This window comes from Stenotrophomonas sp. BIO128-Bstrain (assembly GCF_030128875.1).
GTDB lineage: Bacteria > Pseudomonadota > Gammaproteobacteria > Xanthomonadales > Xanthomonadaceae > Stenotrophomonas > Stenotrophomonas bentonitica_A.
Genome location: NZ_CP124620.1, coordinates 3,111,060 through 3,129,332 on the forward strand (window position 1 = coordinate 3,111,060; position 18,273 = coordinate 3,129,332).

Annotated in this window: 16 protein-coding genes and 1 tRNA gene; 7 read left to right on the forward strand and 10 right to left on the reverse strand. The window is 67.5% G+C overall.

Translation table 11 applies throughout. The features are described from left to right. Positions 1-42 precede the first annotated feature (42 nt). Positions 43-2,790 carry a TonB-dependent receptor gene (locus POS15_RS14280; RefSeq protein ID WP_284128337.1) on the forward strand — a complete coding sequence of 916 codons (2,748 nt, stop codon included), beginning with the start codon at positions 43-45 and terminating at the stop codon, positions 2,788-2,790. 489 nt (positions 2,791-3,279) lie between these two features. Here the strand turns inward: POS15_RS14280 and ychF are convergent, their stop codons facing one another. The 8 genes from ychF to POS15_RS14320 form a co-directional block, all read right to left on the reverse strand. After that, positions 3,280-4,371, reverse strand: a complete 1,092-nt coding sequence (ychF, locus tag POS15_RS14285) for a redox-regulated ATPase YchF (RefSeq protein ID WP_019186109.1) — start codon at positions 4,369-4,371, stop codon at positions 3,280-3,282. 53 nt (positions 4,372-4,424) lie between these two features. After that, the gene (pth, locus tag POS15_RS14290; RefSeq protein ID WP_019186108.1) at positions 4,425-5,003 is read right to left on the reverse strand and encodes an aminoacyl-tRNA hydrolase; all 579 of its coding nucleotides are present in this window, start codon (positions 5,001-5,003) and stop codon (positions 4,425-4,427) included. Between the two features lie 80 nt (positions 5,004-5,083). Further along, positions 5,084-5,698: a 50S ribosomal protein L25/general stress protein Ctc gene (locus POS15_RS14295; protein WP_019186107.1), complete on the reverse strand. Its 615-nt coding sequence runs from the start codon at positions 5,696-5,698 to the stop codon at positions 5,084-5,086. Positions 5,699-5,810: 112 nt separating this feature from the next. Beyond that, positions 5,811-6,770 carry a ribose-phosphate diphosphokinase gene (locus POS15_RS14300; protein ID WP_026070235.1) on the reverse strand — a complete coding sequence of 320 codons (960 nt, stop codon included), beginning with the start codon at positions 6,768-6,770 and terminating at the stop codon, positions 5,811-5,813. 136 nt (positions 6,771-6,906) lie between these two features. Then, positions 6,907-6,983: transfer RNA gene (locus tag POS15_RS14305), tRNA-Gln, on the reverse strand. Between the two features lie 9 nt (positions 6,984-6,992). Further along, positions 6,993-7,862, reverse strand: a complete 870-nt coding sequence (gene ispE / locus POS15_RS14310; RefSeq protein ID WP_284128338.1) for a 4-(cytidine 5'-diphospho)-2-C-methyl-D-erythritol kinase — start codon at positions 7,860-7,862, stop codon at positions 6,993-6,995. Beyond that, positions 7,859-8,518: a lipoprotein insertase outer membrane protein LolB gene (lolB, locus tag POS15_RS14315; protein WP_284128339.1), complete on the reverse strand. Its 660-nt coding sequence runs from the start codon at positions 8,516-8,518 to the stop codon at positions 7,859-7,861. The genes ispE and lolB overlap by 4 nt, the downstream gene beginning before the upstream one ends. Then, positions 8,515-10,203, reverse strand: a complete 1,689-nt coding sequence (locus POS15_RS14320; protein ID WP_174704368.1) for a tetratricopeptide repeat protein — start codon at positions 10,201-10,203, stop codon at positions 8,515-8,517. The genes lolB and POS15_RS14320 overlap by 4 nt, the downstream gene beginning before the upstream one ends. A gap of 65 nt (positions 10,204-10,268) precedes the next feature. Between POS15_RS14320 and hemA the strand changes: the two genes are divergently transcribed. The 4 genes from hemA to ppk2 are packed head-to-tail and all read left to right on the forward strand — an operon-like array spanning position 10,269 to position 15,195. Further along, positions 10,269-11,567, forward strand: a complete 1,299-nt coding sequence (hemA, locus tag POS15_RS14325; protein ID WP_019186102.1) for a glutamyl-tRNA reductase — start codon at positions 10,269-10,271, stop codon at positions 11,565-11,567. Then, a complete protein-coding gene (gene prfA / locus POS15_RS14330; protein ID WP_019186101.1) occupies positions 11,545-12,630 on the forward strand; it encodes a peptide chain release factor 1 in 1,086 nt (361 codons plus the stop codon). The genes hemA and prfA overlap by 23 nt, the downstream gene beginning before the upstream one ends. Before the next feature lie 25 nt (positions 12,631-12,655). Beyond that, positions 12,656-14,365, forward strand: a complete 1,710-nt coding sequence (locus POS15_RS14335) for a tetratricopeptide repeat protein (RefSeq protein ID WP_284128340.1) — start codon at positions 12,656-12,658, stop codon at positions 14,363-14,365. A 50-nt stretch (positions 14,366-14,415) separates the two neighbouring features. Then, on the forward strand, positions 14,416-15,195 hold the full coding sequence (gene ppk2, locus POS15_RS14340) for a polyphosphate kinase 2 (RefSeq protein WP_284129652.1): 780 nt from the start codon (positions 14,416-14,418) through the stop codon (positions 15,193-15,195). 86 nt (positions 15,196-15,281) lie between these two features. On the opposite strand, the gene POS15_RS14345 is transcribed toward ppk2, so the two are convergent. Further along, positions 15,282-15,845, reverse strand: coding sequence for a TlpA disulfide reductase family protein (locus POS15_RS14345; protein ID WP_019186098.1), 564 nt, complete (start codon positions 15,843-15,845; stop codon positions 15,282-15,284). Then, complete coding sequence (locus POS15_RS14350; protein ID WP_019186097.1) at positions 15,842-17,116, reverse strand: YihY family inner membrane protein; 1,275 nt, start codon at positions 17,114-17,116, stop codon at positions 15,842-15,844. Before POS15_RS14350 ends, POS15_RS14345 begins: the two co-directional genes overlap by 4 nt. 132 nt (positions 17,117-17,248) lie before the next feature. On the opposite strand from POS15_RS14350, the gene wrbA reads away from it, so the two are divergent. Then, positions 17,249-17,839, forward strand: a complete 591-nt coding sequence (wrbA, locus tag POS15_RS14355; RefSeq protein ID WP_019186096.1) for an NAD(P)H:quinone oxidoreductase — start codon at positions 17,249-17,251, stop codon at positions 17,837-17,839. Beyond that, positions 17,836-18,183: a DUF2069 domain-containing protein gene (locus POS15_RS14360; RefSeq protein WP_019186095.1), complete on the forward strand. Its 348-nt coding sequence runs from the start codon at positions 17,836-17,838 to the stop codon at positions 18,181-18,183. Before wrbA ends, POS15_RS14360 begins: the two co-directional genes overlap by 4 nt. Positions 18,184-18,273: the final 90 nt, after the last annotated feature.

Here is an 18,273-nt window from a genome sequence, read left to right on the forward strand (position 1 = left end):
CAGGCCTCCCTAGAGGCCGACACTTTCTTCTCGAGAATTCTCATGCGTAAACAGGCGATGGCGTGGTCGATCCAGCTGGCGTTGATGGGTGTGGCCGCGACCGCGGGTGCCCAGGCGCCCGCCCCCGGGGTGCAGCAACTGGATACGGTGCAGGTCACCGGCTCGCGCATTCCACGCGCGCAGGTAGAAGGGCCGGCGCCCGTGACCGTCATCACCGCCGAGCAGATCCAGGCCAGCGGCTTCACCAGCGTGCCCGACGTGCTGCGGTCGATGACCCAGAACGGCGGTGAGACCCAGAGCCAGCAGTCCTCCAGCGGCGCTGATTTCTCGCCCGGTGCGCAGCAGGTCGACCTGCGCGGCCTCGGCCCCAACCACACGCTGGTGCTGGTCAACGGCCGCCGCATCGCCGATTTCCCGATGCCGTTCCAGGGCCGCAGCAACTTCACCGATGTCTCCAACATCCCGATCGGGATGATCGAGCGCATCGAAGTGCTGACCGGCAGCGCCTCGGCGATCTACGGCTCGGACGCGATCGCCGGGGTGGTCAACTTCATCCTGAAGAAGCAGGTCGATGGCACCACTGTGGACATGCGCATGGGCACCACCAGCGAAGGCGGCGGTGAGTCCTTCGACATGAGCATCGCCAGCGGTTTCGATGCGGGCCGTTTCAGCGCGGTCTACAGCCTGGAACTGCAGTCGCAGACGCCGTTGTGGGCGTATGAGCGCAGCCAGCAGGATTCCACCCTCGACGCGCCCACCGAGAGCGCCCGCGCCGCGCGCCGCGCCTACCTGCGCACCGACTACAACGACGACTACCTCGATCCGGGCCAGGCCACCTGCGATGCGCTGGCCGGCCAGAACAACGGCAGCACCCGGTACGCCGAGCGTGCGCGCTACGGCTTCTACTGCGGCAGCGACCGGTCGATCGGCTACGGCACGATCCTCAGCAAGCGCCGCGGCGCCAACGGCTACGCCTCGCTGCGCTATGCCTTCGACAATGGCGCCGAATGGTTCGCCGATGTGCAGATGGGCTACCACGACCTGGCGCTGATGCGCGATGTGACCCAGTGGGGCCGCATGGCCGCCGATGGCAACGAGGACGGCTACTTCTACAACCAGGCCACCGACCAGGTGGAGTTCTGGCAGCGCCAGTTCTCCCCGGAAGAAATGGGCGGGCTCAACAACGGCATGGTGCGCAGCACGCAGAAGACCTTCAGCGTGACCACTGGCTTCAAGGGCGCGCTCGGCGCGGACTGGGAATACGAGGCCTCGTTGAGCCACTCGCAGTACCAGTCCAGCATCCGCTGGCCGCAGATCATCGCCGCCAAGGCCAATGCCCTGTTCCTGGGCGAGCAGCTGGGCGAGTACACCGATGACGATGACAACGTGTTCCCGGTGTTCAACGCCGACCCGGCGCGCCTGTACCGGCCGCTGAGCCGCAGCGAGTACGACTCGATCGCCGCACGCACCACCTATACGCCGAAGTCGCGCACCGATACCGCCGCGCTGACCCTGACCAACGGCGAGCTGTTCGAGCTGCCGGGCGGCAAGGCCGGCTTCGCGGCGACGGCCGAGTTCGGCAACCAGTCCTACGCGCTGAATCCGGACCCGCTGGCGACGCAGTACTACTACTACAGCTGGAAGGACTCGGACGGCCACGGTAGCCGCAACCGCTGGGCGACCGCGGCCGAGCTGCGCCTGCCGCTGCACGACACGTTCAACCTCAGCGTGGCCGGCCGCTTCGACCAGTACCGCTACTCGGGCAACACGATCGGCAAGGCGACCTGGAGCGGTGGCCTGGAATGGCGCCCGATCGAGACCCTGCTGGTGCGCGGCTCCTACGGCACCGCCTTCCGCGCGCCGGACCTGCATTACGTGTATGCCGGCCCGGGCAACGACGAAACCAGTGCCAACGACTATTACACCTGCGCGGTGGACGGCGGCGATGACTGCTCGGACTACGAAGAGAACCTGATCCGCACCCGCGAGGGCAACCGCAGGCTGGATCCGGAAACCAGCACCTCGTGGAGTGCCGGCGTTGTGTGGTCGCCTGCACTGGGGCTGGACCTGTCGATGGACTGGTTCGACATCGACATGCGCGACCAGGTGCAGGACATGGACGTGAGCACGATCCTGCGCGATGAGGCGGCCTGCCGCCTGGGCGGCGCCGATGCGGCCTCGCCGACCTGCGTGGATGCGATCAGCCGGGTCACCCGCACCAGCGATGGCCGCCTCTACGGCGTGCATGTGAGCCCGATCAACATCGCGCGCGAAACCACGCGCGGCATCGATGTGGGCCTGCGCTACCGCTTGGGCACCGGGATCGGCGACTTCATCTTCAGCGGCAACCACACCTGGGTGAAGACGCACGATTTCCAGCAGTTCGAGGGCGATGTGGTCGAAGACCAGTTCGCGGTCAACAGCGGTTTCGATATCCCGCGCACCAAGACCAGTGCGAGCGTGACCTGGGAGAACGCGGCGTGGTCGGCCACGCTGTACGGCTCGCGCCTGGGCAGGCTGCCGACTTACGACAGCTACGACCAGAGCTTCGATCCGGACAGCGGCGACAGCCCGTGGATCGGCGCCACGTACCGTTACAACGTGTCGCTGCAGTACCGCTTCGATGATCATTCGCGCCTGTCTCTGTCGGTGGTCAACATCGCCAACAAAATGCCGCCGAAGGACGCGACCTATACGCCGTACCCGTACTACGACGTCTCCTGGTTCGACACGGTGGGCCGCACGATCAACCTGCAGTACACGCACAAGTTTGGTGGTACGGCGCTGTAAGCCCGGTTTCTGCGGGACGCCCTTCGTGTTCTCCACACACCCCGTGGAAACCCATGGGGGTTTGGTGTGGACAAGTGCATGCGAGCCATGCAGCGCAACGCCTTCAGGGCGTGGCGATATTTTGTCCAGCCGCGGATCGCGGTTTTCCACACACACCGTGGAAAGCGATGGGGGTTTGCTGTGGACAACCCCGGGTGAGCGATGCACTGCAACGGTTTTCAGTGGTGGTCAGAAATTGTCCACGTCGCTTGCGGGCGGGTCTGACGGAGTGCCGGCCAGCGGCCGGCACCAGCGCCCAGGGGTTTTCCACACGGTACGTGGAGAGGCGTGGGAGTTTGTTGTGGACAAGTGAGCCGGAGGCATACCAGGCAAGCGTTTCGAGGCCTGGTCATTTTTTGTCCAGCCTGTCCAAAGGCGCGGATCACGCGCGCCGGAAACGCAAACGCCCCGCGCGGGGCGGGGCGTTGCGGGCATCAACGTGCGAGCGACTCAGACGTTGAAGCGGAAGTGCAGGATGTCGCCTTCCTGGACGCGGTATTCCTTGCCTTCCAGGCGCAGGCGACCGGCTTCCTTGGCACCGGCTTCGCCCTTGTACTTGATGAAGTCGTCATACGCGATGGTTTCGGCGCGGATGAAGCCCTTCTCGAAGTCGGTGTGGATCACGGCAGCGGCCTGCGGGGCGGTGGCGCCCTTGCGTACGGTCCATGCGCGGACTTCCTTCACACCGGCAGTGAAGTAGGTCTGCAGGCCGAGCAGGCTGTAGGCCGCATTGATCACGCGGTTCAGACCCGGCTCGGTCAGGCCGAGATCGGCCAGGAAGGTATCGCGGTCTTCGTCATCCAGCTGCGACAGCTCTTCTTCGATCGCCGCCGACACCGGCACCACCTGCGCACCTTCTTCGGCGGCACGGGCGCGCACGGCATCCAGGTGCGGGTTGTTCTCGAAGCCGTCTTCCAGCACGTTGGCGATGTACATCACCGGCTTGAGGGTCAGCAGGAACAGGTCACGGACCAGCGCCTTCTCTTCCTCGTCCAGGCCGGCGGTGCGGCCTGCCTTGCCATCGGCCAGTGCGGCCTGCAGCTTGGCCAGCACCGGCTTGCGGGCGGCCGCATCCTTGTCGCCGCCCTTGGCCGCGCGCTCGGCGCGGTTCAGTGCCTTCTCGACGCTGTCCAGATCGGCCAGGGCCAGTTCGGTATCGATGGTGTCGATGTCCGAAAGCGGGTCGACCTTGTTGTTGACGTGGATGACGTCGGCGTTCTCGAAGCAGCGCACCACATGGGTGATCGCATCGACTTCGCGGATGTGGGCCAGGAACTTGTTGCCCAGGCCTTCACCGCTGGCCGCGCCGGCGACGAGGCCGGCGATGTCCACGAACTCCACTGCGGTCGGGATGACCTTCTGCGGGTTGATGATCGCGGCCAGCTCGTTCAGACGGGGATCGGGCACCGGCACGATGCCGACGTTCGGTTCGATCGTGCAGAACGGGAAGTTGGCCGCCGCGATGCCCGCCTTGGTCAGCGCATTGAACAGGGTCGATTTGCCGACATTGGGCAGACCGACGATGCCGCATTTGATACCCATCTTTGACAACCTCTGGGGGTGGTAGGTACCGACCGTTGGTCGGTACACCGTGGTTATTTCGGGGTGTGGAGGCGCTTCATCGCCTCACTGTAATCGCCGGATACCGCCAGCGGCAGCACGTCGATCGCATCTTCGATGGCACGACCGATCAGCACATCATCGTCTTTGCCGGCACGGCCCAGTACCCACGGGACCACGCGGTCCTTGTGACCGGGATGGCCGATGCCGATGCGCAGGCGATGGAATCTGCCATGGCCGAGCAGGCGGATGGTGTCGCGCAGGCCATTCTGGCCGCCGTGGCCGCCATCGAACTTGAGCCGCGCCACGCCGGGCGGCAGGTCCAGCTCGTCGTGCGCCAGCAGGGTTTGTTCCGGTTCGATCTTCCAGAAGCGCTGTGCGGCGGTGACCGATTTGCCACTGAGGTTCATGAAGGTGGCGGGCTTGAGCAGCCACACCGGCTGGCCGGCGATGTCGACCTTGGCGGTCTCGCCGAACAACTTGCTGTCCACGCTCCAGCGCGCGCCGGCCTGTTCCACCAGGGCGTCAATGAAACGAAACCCGGCATTGTGCCGGGTCTGGGCGTGCTCGGGTCCGGGGTTGCCCAGGCCAACGATCAATCGCAATCCTGTCATCACTCTTCTTCGTCGGTACCCGCCCTGTGCCGGTACATACAGAAACGGCGCCTGCCCCGAAGGACAGGCGCCGCAATCACTTACTCTGCAGCCGGCGCTTCGTCGGCAGCTTCTTCCTTGCCGAGCTTGGCGGTGACGATCGCGTCGTCATGGTCCTTGCCCTGGGCCAGGGCCGGGATCTCGACGCCCTTCGGCAGCTTGATGTCCGACAGGTAGATCACGTCACCAGCCTTCAGGTCGGCCAGGTCGACGTCGATCGACTCCGGCAGGTCCTTCGGCAGGCAGGTGATGCTCACTTCCTTCAGTTCGTGGGTGACCACGACGTCGGCAGCCTTGCCGGCCGGCGAGCTGTCTTCGTTGATGAAGTGCAGCGGGACGTTGGCGGTCAGCGCTTCGTTCTCGTTCACGCGCAGGAAATCCAGATGCAGGATCAGCTGCTTGAACGGGTGGCGCTGCATGTCACGCAGCAGCACCTTGGTGACCTTGCCGTCCAGGTTCAGGTCCAGGATGGACGAGTAGAACCACTCGTTCTGCTGGGCCAGCCAGATTTCGTTGTGGTTGAGCTGGATGACGCTCGGCTCGACGTCGCCGCCGTAGATGATCGCCGGGATCTGGCCAGCGCCACGCAGGCGGCGGCTCGCACCCTTGCCTTGCAGTTCGCGCTGGACGACCTTGATTTCATGATTCTTGGCCATGCTGGTTTACTACCTTCGTTGTTTGCCACGCCGTGATGGCGAAGCGATGAGGGGACATCCGCGACCAGATGTCCCCGGGAAACCACCCACCGTTGCCGGCGGGCGGAAAAAATCAATCCACGTACAGCGAGCTGACCGACTCACCGAAGGCGATGCGGCGCATCGTCTCGGCCAGCATTTCCGCCACGCTGAGCTGGCGGATCTTGCTGCACACCCGCGCCTCTTCACGCAGCGGGATGGTGTCGGTCACCACCAGCTCATCGAGCTGGGAGTTGTTGATGTTGTCCACCGCCGGGCCCGAGAGCACGGCGTGGGTGCAGTACGCGGCGACCTTGAGGGCGCCACGCGCCTTCAGGGCTGCAGCGGCCGCACACAGGGTGCCGGCGGTATCGACGATGTCATCGACCATCACGCAGGTCTTGCCTTCGACGTCACCGATGATGTTCATCACGGTGGAGACGTTGGCGCGCGGCCGGCGCTTGTCGATGATCGCCAGATCGGCATCATCCAGGCGCTTGGCGACGGCGCGCGCACGCACCACACCACCCACGTCCGGGGACACCACGATCAGGTTCTCCGTGCCGTAGGCGCGCCAGATATCGGCGAGCAGCAGCGGCGAGGCGTACACATTGTCCACCGGCATGTCGAAGAAGCCCTGGATCTGGTCGGCATGCAGATCCACCGTCAGTACCCGGTCAGCCCCGACAGCGCTGAACATCTTTGCCGCCACCTTGGCGGTGATCGGCACGCGCGAGGAACGCATGCGGCGATCCTGGCGCGAGTAGCCGAAATACGGCACCACGGCGGTGACACTGTTGACCGAGGCGCGCTTGAGCGCATCGATCAGGACCAGCAGTTCCATCAGGTTCTCTGCGCTGGGCGCGCAGGTCGGCTGGATCACGAACACGTCCTGCTTGCGGACGTTTTCCTCGATCTCGACCTGCACTTCACCATCGGAGAAGCGCGACACCAACGCCTTGCCAGGCCGCACCCCCAGTTCCTTGCAGATGCTCTGCGCAAGGCGCTTGTTGGCGTTGCCGGAAAATACCAGCAGGTTGGGGTGTTCTTGCATCATGACGGTCTCGGGCGGGAGCGATTGGCGGAGAACTGGGCCGCTGGCACCGGGAGGTGTCTGCGGTGACAACACCGCGGCGTATGCACCGCGCCCGCGCAGACATGCGCATGGAGTCGCGGCAGATATCCGCTAGTGGCAGGGGCGGGAGGATTCGAACCTCCGAATGCCAGGATCAAAACCTGGTGCCTTGGGCCTCTTGGCGACGCCCCTGCATCAAAATCAGTAACGCTCGAGTACATCAAGCAGTGGCGAGCGCTCCATGCCCGCAGCCACCCATGCCTGCAGTTCCTTCGGCAATTGCGCCAGGCCCTGCTCTGCAGCAGCGCGCGTGGCGAATTCGACGAAACAACCGCTTCCCGACCCGGTGAGTCGTGCCCGGCCGATACTGCTCAACGCTGCGAGCGCTGCCTCTACGGCAGGTTCGCGGCGGCGCAGGACCGGCTCGAACGCATTCCCGAGCAAAGACCCGGAAGCGAAGTCCGCTATTTTCGCCACTGGGGCATCCCGCGTCAAATCCGGTGATGCGAAAAGTGCGGGGGTGGGCACGTGAACGCCCGGGTGGACCAGCACGAACCAGGCCGGCGGCAGTGCGATCGGGGTGAGCAGTTCGCCCACGCCTTCGGCCCAGGCGTTGTGCCCGCGGACGAAGACCGGCACGTCCGCGCCCAGCTGGAGCCCCAGCGCGGCCAGCGCATCCACGTCCAGGCCGGCGTTCCAGAGACGGTTCAAGGCGACCAGGACGGTGGCGGCATCGGACGACCCTCCCCCGAAACCACCGCCGGCAGGCACATGTTTTTCGATGCCGATATCAGCGCCTTGGGCGACGTTCGCGGCACGTTGCAACAACAGCGCCGCGCGCACGGCGAGATCATCGGCTTCGGCCACCCCCGCCACCGAGGTGCCTTCGCGGCGGATCCGGCCGTCTTCGCGGACCCGCAGCCGGATCCGGTCACCCCAGTCGAGCAGGCGGAACACGGTCTGCAGCGCGTGGTAACCGTCCGGGCGGCGGCCGGTGATGTGCAGGAACAGGTTCAGCTTGGCCGGGGCTGGCCAGTTCGACCAACCCTCGCGCGCATCCAACGTACTCATGGGCTGGCCAGCACCCAGCTGTCGACCACCAGACGGACCTTGGCGTCGCCATTGACCGCTTCGATGCGCCGCGGCAGCACCGGACGACCGGCGTCGGCCGGGTACCAGTCCAGATACTGGATCTCCCACCCGAGCTGCCGCACACGGCGCGGACGACCTTCGCCGTCGCGCTCGATCAGCCCCGCCGGCGCGGCGTCGGCCACCAGGCCGCGTACCCACTCGGGCAGCTGGTTGACCGGGATATCCCAGCCGGTGGCCTCCAGCAGAACCTGCTGGGCGTCTTCGCCTTCGCGCGTGCCGCCCTCCAGGCCTTCCAACCGCCCGCCCTGGTGCTGGCTGTCGCCGGTCAGCTTCCAGCTCTGCCGGGTGACCGGGGCACTGAGTTCGACCACGTACCCCTGGGCCTGCTGCTGCCAGTCGATGCGGCCGTTGCCACCGTTCTTGCCCTTGCTGATCGCCACCCGGCCCTGGAACGACCATGCCGGCGAGGCGCGCACGGCGGCGACGCGCTCGGCCTCGGCCTGCTGCGCAGCGGGCGAAACAGCGGTGACCACGGTCGGGGCGGAGGGCGCCTTGCGCTCATCCAGGGATACACAGGCGGAGAGCGACAACGCCACGGCCGCGGCAAACGCGGCCTTCAGGGAGAGCAGATTCATACGCCGTATTTCTCGATCACGCGCTGCAGGGCGCGGTTGTCCGGGTCCAGCTTGCGCGCCTCTTCAAAGAAATGGCGCGCCTCGTCCTTCTTGTTCAACACCCACAGCACCTCGCCCACATGCGCGGCGATCTCCGCATCCTTGGCCAGCGTCCAGGCGCGGCGCAGCTGCACCAGTGCTTCTTCGTTGCGGCCCAGGCGATACAGCACCCAGCCGTAACTGTCGACGATGGCGGCGTTGTCCGGCTCGGCCACGCGCGCGCGGTCGATCAGTTCCAAGGCTTCCTGATAACGCTGCGTGCGGTCGGCCAAGGTATAGCCGAGCGCGTTGAGCGCGGCGATGTTCTCCGGATCGGTGACCAGCACCTTGCGCAGGTCGGCCTCGGCGCGCGGGATGTCATCGCGGCGCTCCCAGGCCAGTGCCCGGGCATACAACAGCGCGTTCTCATCCGGATACGCCGCCAGGCCACGGGCCAGCGCGTCCAGTTCACCGGCATCGTCGTTGCCACGCTGGCGCAGCTCGGCCTCGAGCAGATAGGCATCGCGGCGGGCATCGTCATCGACGGTGGCATCGGACTGGATGGCGTGCACTTCGGCCAGCGCCTTGTCGGTGCGGCCCAGCTCGTTCTGCGCATTGGCCGCCCGCAGCCGCGACTCATCGCGCTCCGGGCCACCGGGCACGCTGTGGTACCAGTTGACCGCTTCCTCGTAGCGCTTGAGGTACTCGGCGATCTTGCCCAGCAGCAGGCGCTGGGCCGGGTCCGGCTTGGTCGCCTGCCGGGAGATGTCGGTATACAGGGCCAGCAGGCCCGGGTCGTCCTTCTGCTTGGCCAGCAGCGACGCACGCATGCCGTAGGTCTGCACATCCTGTGGACCGACCGCCAGTACGCGCTCGGCCGCAGCAGGCTGGCCCATCAGGTCGTAGGAGATCGCGACCGCATTGCGCAGCTCCGGGTCCTGGGTGGTCCTGGGCTCCACGCCCTTCAGCAGGGCCAGGGCCTCATCGGTCTTGCCGGCCTGGTTGAGCTGGCTGGCATGCAGCAGGGCCACGCGTGGTTCATCGGGGAAGCGCTTGACCACCTCGTCGACCATGCGCCGGGCCAGCTCGGGCTGCTCCATGCGCATCGCCAGCCGGCCGAACTCCTGCCAGACCTCCAGGCGGTCGGGGATCGCGTTGGCATCGACCAGCTCGCCCAGCACCTGGGCCGGCACCTTGGGATCGCTGCCGCCGCTGATCAGGGCGCCGATCGCGAACTTCCAGGCGGTGGGGTCCGGGTCCTTGAGCAGCGCCTGCAGTTCGGTGCGGGCGGCCTTCACCTTGTTCTGGCGCATGTCGAGCGCGGCGGTGCTGCTGCGCATGGCCAGTGAGCGCGGCGCACGCTGCTCCCACAGGGCCAGCGCGCGGGCGGCGCGCTTGTCATCGTTGGCCAGCATGGCGATCCGGGAGGCGCGCTCGGCCAGGCCGGCATCGCCTTCACTGGCCTCCGCCGCCTCCAGGTACCAGCGCGCGGCGTCGCCCAGTTTGCCTGCCTGCAGGGCGAATTCGCCCGCCATGACCGGGGCCAGGGGGACCGCCTCGGCCGTGCTGTTCCTGCCTTTGGCCGGGGCTGCCGGGGGGGCGGCCAGGGCGTTGGCGGTGAACAAAGACAGCAGCAGAACGCTGGAGATGCGAATCAATGCGGGCATCGGGGGCATCTGAGCCTTAAAATGACGACTTGAATGGCCAGCAGCTTATCGCAAGCAACTGAACAATGACCCTGTGGGTGCTCGGACTGAATCACCAGACCGCGCCGGTGGAACTGCGCGAACGCGCGTCCTTTGGCGGCGACGCCCTGCCCCAGGCATTGGCGTCGCTGCGCGATACCCCGCAGGTGGCCGAGGCGGTCCTGCTCTCCACCTGCAACCGCACCGAGCTGTATGCGGTGGCCGAATCCGGTGATGCGCTGGCGCAGTGGCTGGAGTCGCACGCCGGCACCTTGCATGGGTATCTCTACCAGCACGCCGACGCCGATGCGGTGCGCCACCTGTTCCGGGTGGCCACCGGGCTGGATTCCATGGTGCTGGGCGAGCCGCAGATCCTGGGCCAGGTGAAGGACGCCTGGGCGCTCGCCCGCGACCACGGCCTGCTCGGCCAGCGCCTGGACCGGTTGTTCCAGCAGACCTTCTCGGTGGCCAAGCGCGCCCGCACCGATACCCGCGTCGGTGCCAACCCGGTCTCGGTGGCCTCCACCGCGGTGCGGCTGGCGCAGAACTCGTTCGCACGGCTGGAAGATTCCACCGTGCTGCTGGTCGGCGCCGGCGAGACCATCGAACTGGCCGCACGCCATCTCAGCGAAGGGCGCGTGCGCCGGCTGCTGATCGCCAACCGTACCCTCGCCCATGCGCAGGAGCTGGCCAGCCGGCATGGCGGCGTCGCCCTGCCATTGAGCGAACTGGACCGCCACCTGGGCGAGGCCGACGTGGTGTTCTCGGCCACCGCCGCGCGCGAGCCGGTGATCACCCGTGCGCACGTCGCTGCCGCGTTGAAGACGCGCAAGCACAAGCCGATGCTGCTGTTCGATCTGGCCGTGCCCCGCGATATCGAGGCCGGCGTGGGTGAACTGGCCGATGCCTTCCTGTACACCGTGGACGATCTGGAGCGGGCGGTCGAAGACAACCGCCGCAGCCGCCGGGAAGCCGCGGCCGAGGCCGAAGCGATCATCGAGCTGCAGGTCGCCCGGTTCGTGGAAACCCTGCAGGCCAGCGTGCACCAGGCCCCGCTGCGGCAGCTGCGCGCCTACGGCGAAGCGACCCGGGTGGAGATGCTGGAGAAAGCCCGCCAGCAGCTGGCCCATGGCAAATCACCCGAGGAAGTGCTCGAACTGCTCGCGCACGGCCTGACCAACCGCCTGCTGCACCCGCCGACCGCCGCCCTGCGCGCGGCCGCGCTCAGCGGCGATACTGAACTCACCCGCGCCGCCGAGCGCCTGTTCCCGGCCAAGCCGGGTTACCAGCACCCTGCCGTGCGTACCGATGTAGCGAGGAATGATGACGCCGACCCTGCGCCGTAAGCTGGAAGCGCTGGCCGAGCGCCGCGAAGAACTGGAACGCCTGTTGTCCGACCCGGCCGTGGTCGGCGACAACGACCGCTTCCGCACGCTCTCGCGCGAGTTTTCGCAGCTGGAGCCGGTCGCCAACGCGCTGGCCGACGAAGCCCGTGCCAAGGCCGATCTCGCCGCCGCCGAAGCGATGCGCGAAGACCCGGACCTGCGCGAGCTGGCCGACGAGGAAATCACGGCCGCCCAGCAGCGCCTGCAGCAGCTGGACGAGGAACTGGCCCTGCTGCTGGTGCCACGCGATCCGCGCGACGACGGCAACCTGTTCCTGGAAGTCCGCGCGGGCACCGGCGGTGACGAGGCGGCGATCTTCGCCGGCGATCTGTTCCGGATGTACGCCCGCTACGCCGAGCGCCAGGGCTGGAAGGTCGAGATCGAATCGGACAACCCCGGCGAACATGGCGGCTACAAGGAAGTCGTGGCGCGCGTGGTCGGCCGGGGGGCGTTCTCGCGGCTGAAGTTCGAATCGGGCACGCACCGCGTGCAGCGCGTGCCGGCGACCGAGTCGCAGGGGCGCATCCATACCTCCGCGGCGACCGTGGCGATCATCCCCGAGGCAGACGACGTGGAGGACGTGGTGATCAACCCGGCCGACCTGCGCGTGGACACCTACCGCTCCTCCGGCGCCGGCGGCCAGCACGTCAACAAGACCGAATCGGCGATCCGCATCACCCACCTGCCGACCGGCGTGGTGGTGGAGTGCCAGACCGAGCGCAGCCAGCACGCCAACCGCGACAAGGCGATGAAGCGCCTGAAAGCGCAGCTGCTGGACACCGAACGCAGCAAGCAGGCCGCCGCCCAGGCCGAAAGCCGCCGGCTGCAGGTCGGCAGTGGCGACCGCAGCCAGCGCATCCGGACCTACAGCTTCCCGCAGGGCCGGATCACCGACCACCGCGTGGAAGGGCTGACCCTGTACGACCTGCCCAACATCCTGACCGGCGATCTGGATGCACTGGTCAGCCGCCTGACCCACGAACACCAGGCCGACGAGCTGGCCCGGCTCGCGGAAGGCAGCTGAGCATGCCCGCCGCGGAGCGGCCACGATGAGTGCCGATCCGCAGCGTCTGCAGCTGCGTCAGGCCGTCCAGCGCCAACCGACGGATTTCATTGCCTGGGTGATGCTGGCCGACGCCGAGCTGGAGGCCGGCGACGTGCGTGCCGGCGAGCAGGCTGCAGCGCGCGCGCTGCAGCTGCGCGGCGACCATCCCGAGGCACTGGCCCGGCTCGGTCGCGCACGCTGGATGCAGGGTCGCCATGATGAAGCGGCCACCCTGCTGCGCCAGGCCGCCGATCGCTCGCCGCAGCACCCCGGGATCACGCTGTGGCTTGGCCACGCACTGGAAGACGCCGGTCAGCCCGAAGCGGCCGCCGATGCGTATCGCCATGCGCACCGTCTGCTGCCCAGCGAGCCCTACATCACCGCGCAGCTGCTCAACTGGCAACGCCGCCTGTGCGACTGGCGCGACCTGGATCGGCTATCGACGCGGGTACGCCAGGCCGTCGCCCAGGGCCAGGCCGTGGTCGAGCCGTTCGCCTTCCTCAGCGAAGACAGCAGCGCCGCCGAGCAGCTCGCCTGTGCGCGGCAACGTGCGGCGGCGCTGGCCGAGGGAATCGCGCGGTTGGCGCCTTCCGGGGTGCGCCACGCGGGCAGGTTGCGGGTCGGCTTTCTTTCCAACGGCTTCGGCGCACATCCCACCGGCCTGTTGACCGTGGCGCTGTTCGAACAGCTGCGCGCGCAGGGCATGCTGGAGCTGCATCTGTTCGCGCTCACCGGGGACGACGGCAGCCCCATCCGCCAGCGCCTGCAGCAGGCGGCAAACACGTTGCACGATGTCAGCGCGCAGCCGCATCAGCACATCGCCCGACGCATCCGCGAGGCGGGCATCGATGTGCTGTTCGATCTGCGCGGCTGGGGCGGTGGCGGAACGCCGCAGGTGCTGGCGATGCGGCCGGCGCCCGTGCAGGTCAACTGGCTCGCCTACCCGGGCACCTCCGGCGCGCCGTGGATCGATCATGTGCTGGCCGATGCCTTCGTGCTGCCCGACGCGCTGGTGCCGGCCTTCAGTGAGAACGTGCGGCGCCTGCCGCGCGCGTTCCAGCCCTCGGACAACACCCGCGTGCTGGAACCGGCACCGTCGCGCGAGGACTGCGGCCTGCCGGCGCAGGGCATGGTGCTGTGCTGCTTCAACAACAGCTACAAGCTCAACCCGCGCAGCATGCAGCGGCTGTTGGCGGTGCTGCAGGGCATACCGGGCAGCGTGCTGTGGCTGCTCTCCGGCCCGGGCAATGCCGACGCGCGGCTGCGCAGCGCGGCACGCCAGGCGCAGCTGGATCCGGCGCGGCTGGTGTTCATGCCGCGCCTGCCCCACCCGCACTACCTGGCGCGCTATCAGCACGCCGACCTGTTCCTGGACACCCATCCCTACAACGCCCACACCACCGCTTCGGATGCGCTGTGGGCCGGCTGCCCGGTACTGACCTGCCCCGGCACGACGTTCGCCTCGCGCGTGGCCGGCAGCCTGAATCATCACCTGGGCATGCACGATTTCAACGTCGCCGATGATGCCGCGTTCGTGGCCACCGCAGTGCGCCTGGGCAATGACCCGGCCGCGCTGCAGGCCGCGCGCGCGACGCTGGCCCAGCGTCGTGAGGACAGCGGGCTGTTCGACATGGCCGGCTTCGCGCGCGATTTCAGTGCGGTGGTCGAGGCGCTCGCACGCGAGCGTGGTTGGCAGGGCCCACACATCGCCTGAGCATCGGCTGCGCTAGGCTCGGGCCTCCCGTGGATGACCGAGGCACGCTGATGGGCAAGCTCAAGCGCAAGGACTACCAGGCCCTGCTGGAACCGATGCAACTGGAACTGGCGGCAATGGCGCGCTGGGTGCAGCACACCGGGCAGCGCGTGCTGGTGCTGTTCGAAGGCCGCGACACCGCCGGCAAGGGCGGCGCGATCCAGGCCATCGCCGAGCATCTCAATCCGCGCCAGTGCAAGGTGGTCGCGCTGCCCAAGCCGACCGACCGCGAGAGCACGCAATGGTATTTCCAACGCTACGTCTCGCACCTGCCGGCGGCCGGTGAGATCGTGCTGATGGACCGCAGCTGGTACAACCGTGCCGGGGTCGAGCACGTGATGGGCTATTGCACCGAGGCGCAGTACCGCAGCTTCCTGGCGCAGGCGCCGGTGTTCGAAAAGCTGCTGATCGATGACGGCATCGTGCTGTTCAAATACTGGCTCAGCGTGGACCAGGCGCAGCAGGAAAAGCGTTTCGCCGAACGCCACCTCGATCCGCTCAAGGGCTGGAAGCTCTCACCGGTGGACCTGGAATCGCGCAGCAAGTACAGCGCCTACACCGAGAGCCGCGAAGCGATGCTGCGCGCCACCCACAACGACGATGCGCCGTGGACGCTGGTGGACTTCAATGACCAGAAGCGCGGGCGGCTGGGTCTGATCCGCAACCTGCTCGACCGCCTGCCCGATACCCGCGTGGACGAACCGGTACTGGCGCTGCCAACGTTGAAGGGCAAGCTGCACAAGGAGCACTTTGGCGTGCTGAAGCCGATCGAGGCGTTCGTCACCACGTAGATCCACGCCATGCGTGGATGCTTTTGGGTCTACCGCGCGCAACGGGGCAAAGGCGTGCCGACCATCCACCGGCACGCCCGTCAGGCTCAGCCTTCCTTGATCCGCGCCTCGATGTCATGCGCGGTGACCGGGCCGAGAAATTCCTTGGCGACCTTGCCGTCCGGTGCGATCAGGTAGGTCATCGGCAGGCCGCGCGGGATCGCGAAGTCTTCCGGCGGGTTGTAGGTGTCCACGATCACGATCGGGTAGGTGACCGGCCGCTTCTCCAGGAAGGCCTTCATTTCGGCCGGCTCGATGTCCTCGAAGGCCAGCCCGACCACTTCAATCTCATTGCGCATGGCATGCAGCGCGGAGAGCTCGGGCATTTCCTTGCGGCACGGCGCGCACCAGGTCGCCCAGAAGTTCACCACCACCCACTTGCCACGGTGCGCGGCCAGATCGTAGTCGGTGCCATCCAGCGCCTTGGCCTTGAGCGTTGGCTGTTCGACGGTCCTGCGCTCGGTGGCCGGCACCGCGTCGGTCGGCGGCACAGCCGGTTCATCGATCGGGGCCGGGGCGGCGGGCGCAGTGGCCTCGCTCTGTGCAGCGGGCTTGTTGCAGGCGGCCAGCGTCAGCAGGCCCAGGGCCAGCAGCAGGGGCTTGGCGGTCATGGTTTGTCTCCGGGGGTCGAATAGATATCGCTGACGCGGCGTTTGAGCAGTTCGCGCAGCGGCAGGCGCAGCGTGTCCAGTGCGGCCACCGAGGCCGTGCCCAGGCTGTCGTCGCGATACGGCAGGTAGGCTTCCTTGATCGGGATCCGCATCTGCGTGGTCTCGTACAGGTCGGCCAGGGTGAGTTTGTCCAGGTCGCGCGCCAGCAGCCATTCGCCCTGCTCGTCGCGGCGGACCACGCGGATCGCTTCCAGATCGCACAGCAGGGTATGCAGCAGCGAATCGGTCAGCATCGGCTCCAGCCGCAGGATCTCGTCGTCATCCAGGCTGCGGCCATCGGCGCGCGCTTGGTGGAAGCGGCCGATCAGCCGCAGCAGGCCGTAGATCTCGTAGCCCACCGGCAGGCGCAGGTCGGCCGGCTGGTAGCGGAACGCGGCGATCGAGGAGGCCAGCGAGGCGCCGAGCAGCACCGAGACCCAGCACAGGTAGATCCACAGCAGCAGGATCGGCACGAAGGCGACCGTGCCGTAGAGCTTCTGGTAGGACTGGAAGCTGCCCAGGTAGGCGCCCATGCCCCACTTCACCAGCTCGAGCATGATCGCGGCCAGGATCGCGCCGGGAATGGCATGCCGCCATTTGACCGTGTGGTGCGGCACCACGCGGTAGACCAGCATGATGCAGAGGAATTCGATCAGGATCGGGGCGACGGTCAGTGACACGTTGGCCAGCCAGCGGCCTTCGCTGGTGCCGAACAGCGGCAACGCGAACACCCGCGCCGAGACCGCCAGCGACGCCGCCGCCAGCATGGCGCCGAGGGTGAGCACGGTCCAGTAGACCAGGAAGCGGGTCAGCTTCGGTCGGGTCGAACTCACCCGCCAGATCTGGTTGAAGGTTTCCTCCACGCTGTTGAGAGTGATCAGCAGCGACACCACCAGCGCGATGAAGCCGGCGGCAGTGAGCTGCCCGGCGCTGGCCGAGAACTGGCGCAGGTAGCCTTCGGCGGCGCGCGCGGCGTTGGGCACGAAGTTGGAGAACACGTAGTCGCTGAGGGTGTCGCTCCAGCGGTCGAACACCGGGAACGCGGAGAGCACCCCGAACACCACGATGGCCAGCGGCACCAGCGCGAACACCGTGGTGTAGGCCAGCGAGGCGGCCGCCTGGAACAGACGGTCATCAAGGAAACGGCGCCACAGGAAGCGGCCGAAGCTGATCGTGCGCGCGCGGTCCCGGACGCGTTCGATCCACAGGTTGATCGTATCGAGAGGTTCCATCGGCGCAAGGGTACCCGATGACGGGTGTGCGGCATGCACGCCTGCTCACGGCGGCCGGCCCGCCACGGACCTCGCCCTGAGCGGGCTGCGTTGCCATACTGCCTGCATCGGACGCAACGAGATGAAAGCGAAATGGCGGAGATCCTGGTGCTGTATTACAGCCGTGGCGGTTCAGTGGCACGGCTTGCCCGCCAGATTGCGCGCGGCATCGGCGAGGTGCCGGGCATGAGCGCGCGGCTGCGCACGGTGCCGCCGGTGGCCGCGGTGACACAGACGGCCCTGCCCCCGGTGCCCGAAGACGGTGCGCCATATGTGAGCGTGGCCGATCTGGCCGAGTGCACGGGGCTGCTGCTGGGCAGCCCGACCCGGTTCGGCAACATGGCCGCGCCGGTGAAGCACTTCCTGGACGGGCTGGGCGCGGAATGGGTCAACGGCACGCTGGCCGGCAAACCGGCCGGGGTGTTCACCTCCACGGCCTCGCTGCACGGCGGGCAGGAGTCGACGCTGCTGTCGATGCAGGTACCGTTGCTGCACCACGGCTGCCTGATCGTGGGCATCCCCTTCACCGAGCCGGCACTGAGCCATACCACGACCGGGGGCACGCCGTATGGCGCCAGCCATGTGGCCGGAGCGGACGACAACCCGGTGCCGAGCGAGGATGAAAGCATCCTGGCGCGGGCGCTGGGGCGGCGGGTGGCCGATATCGCACGGCGGCTGGCGTGAGCACCCGGGCGCAGGAGATCGTGCTGGCCCTGCTGCTGGTGGCGTTGGCGGTGCTGTTCGCGGTCTGGTTCGCGCAGGACAAGCATTGGCTGGCCACCCAGCTGGTCTTCACCCTGCCGCCGCTGCTGCTGGCGCTGGGCGTGCTGGTGCGGCGGGGCAAGGCAATGTTCTGGGCCGGGGTGCTGGCGCTGTTCTGGTTCAGCCACGGGGTGATGAGCGCCTGGAGCCACCCGGAGGTCGCGTTGTGGGGGTGGCTCGAGCTGGCGCTGGCGCTGGCGGTGATCGGGGTGGCGAGCACGCCGGGGCTGCGGCGGCGCTTCGGGCGCAAGAGCACAACCGGCTGACCGTGTGGCGTCGCAAGCCTGCATCGGGCGGGCGTCAGCCGTATCATCTACCGGTCGGCGCGGCGGTTCCGTGCCCTTCTGTCTGGTACC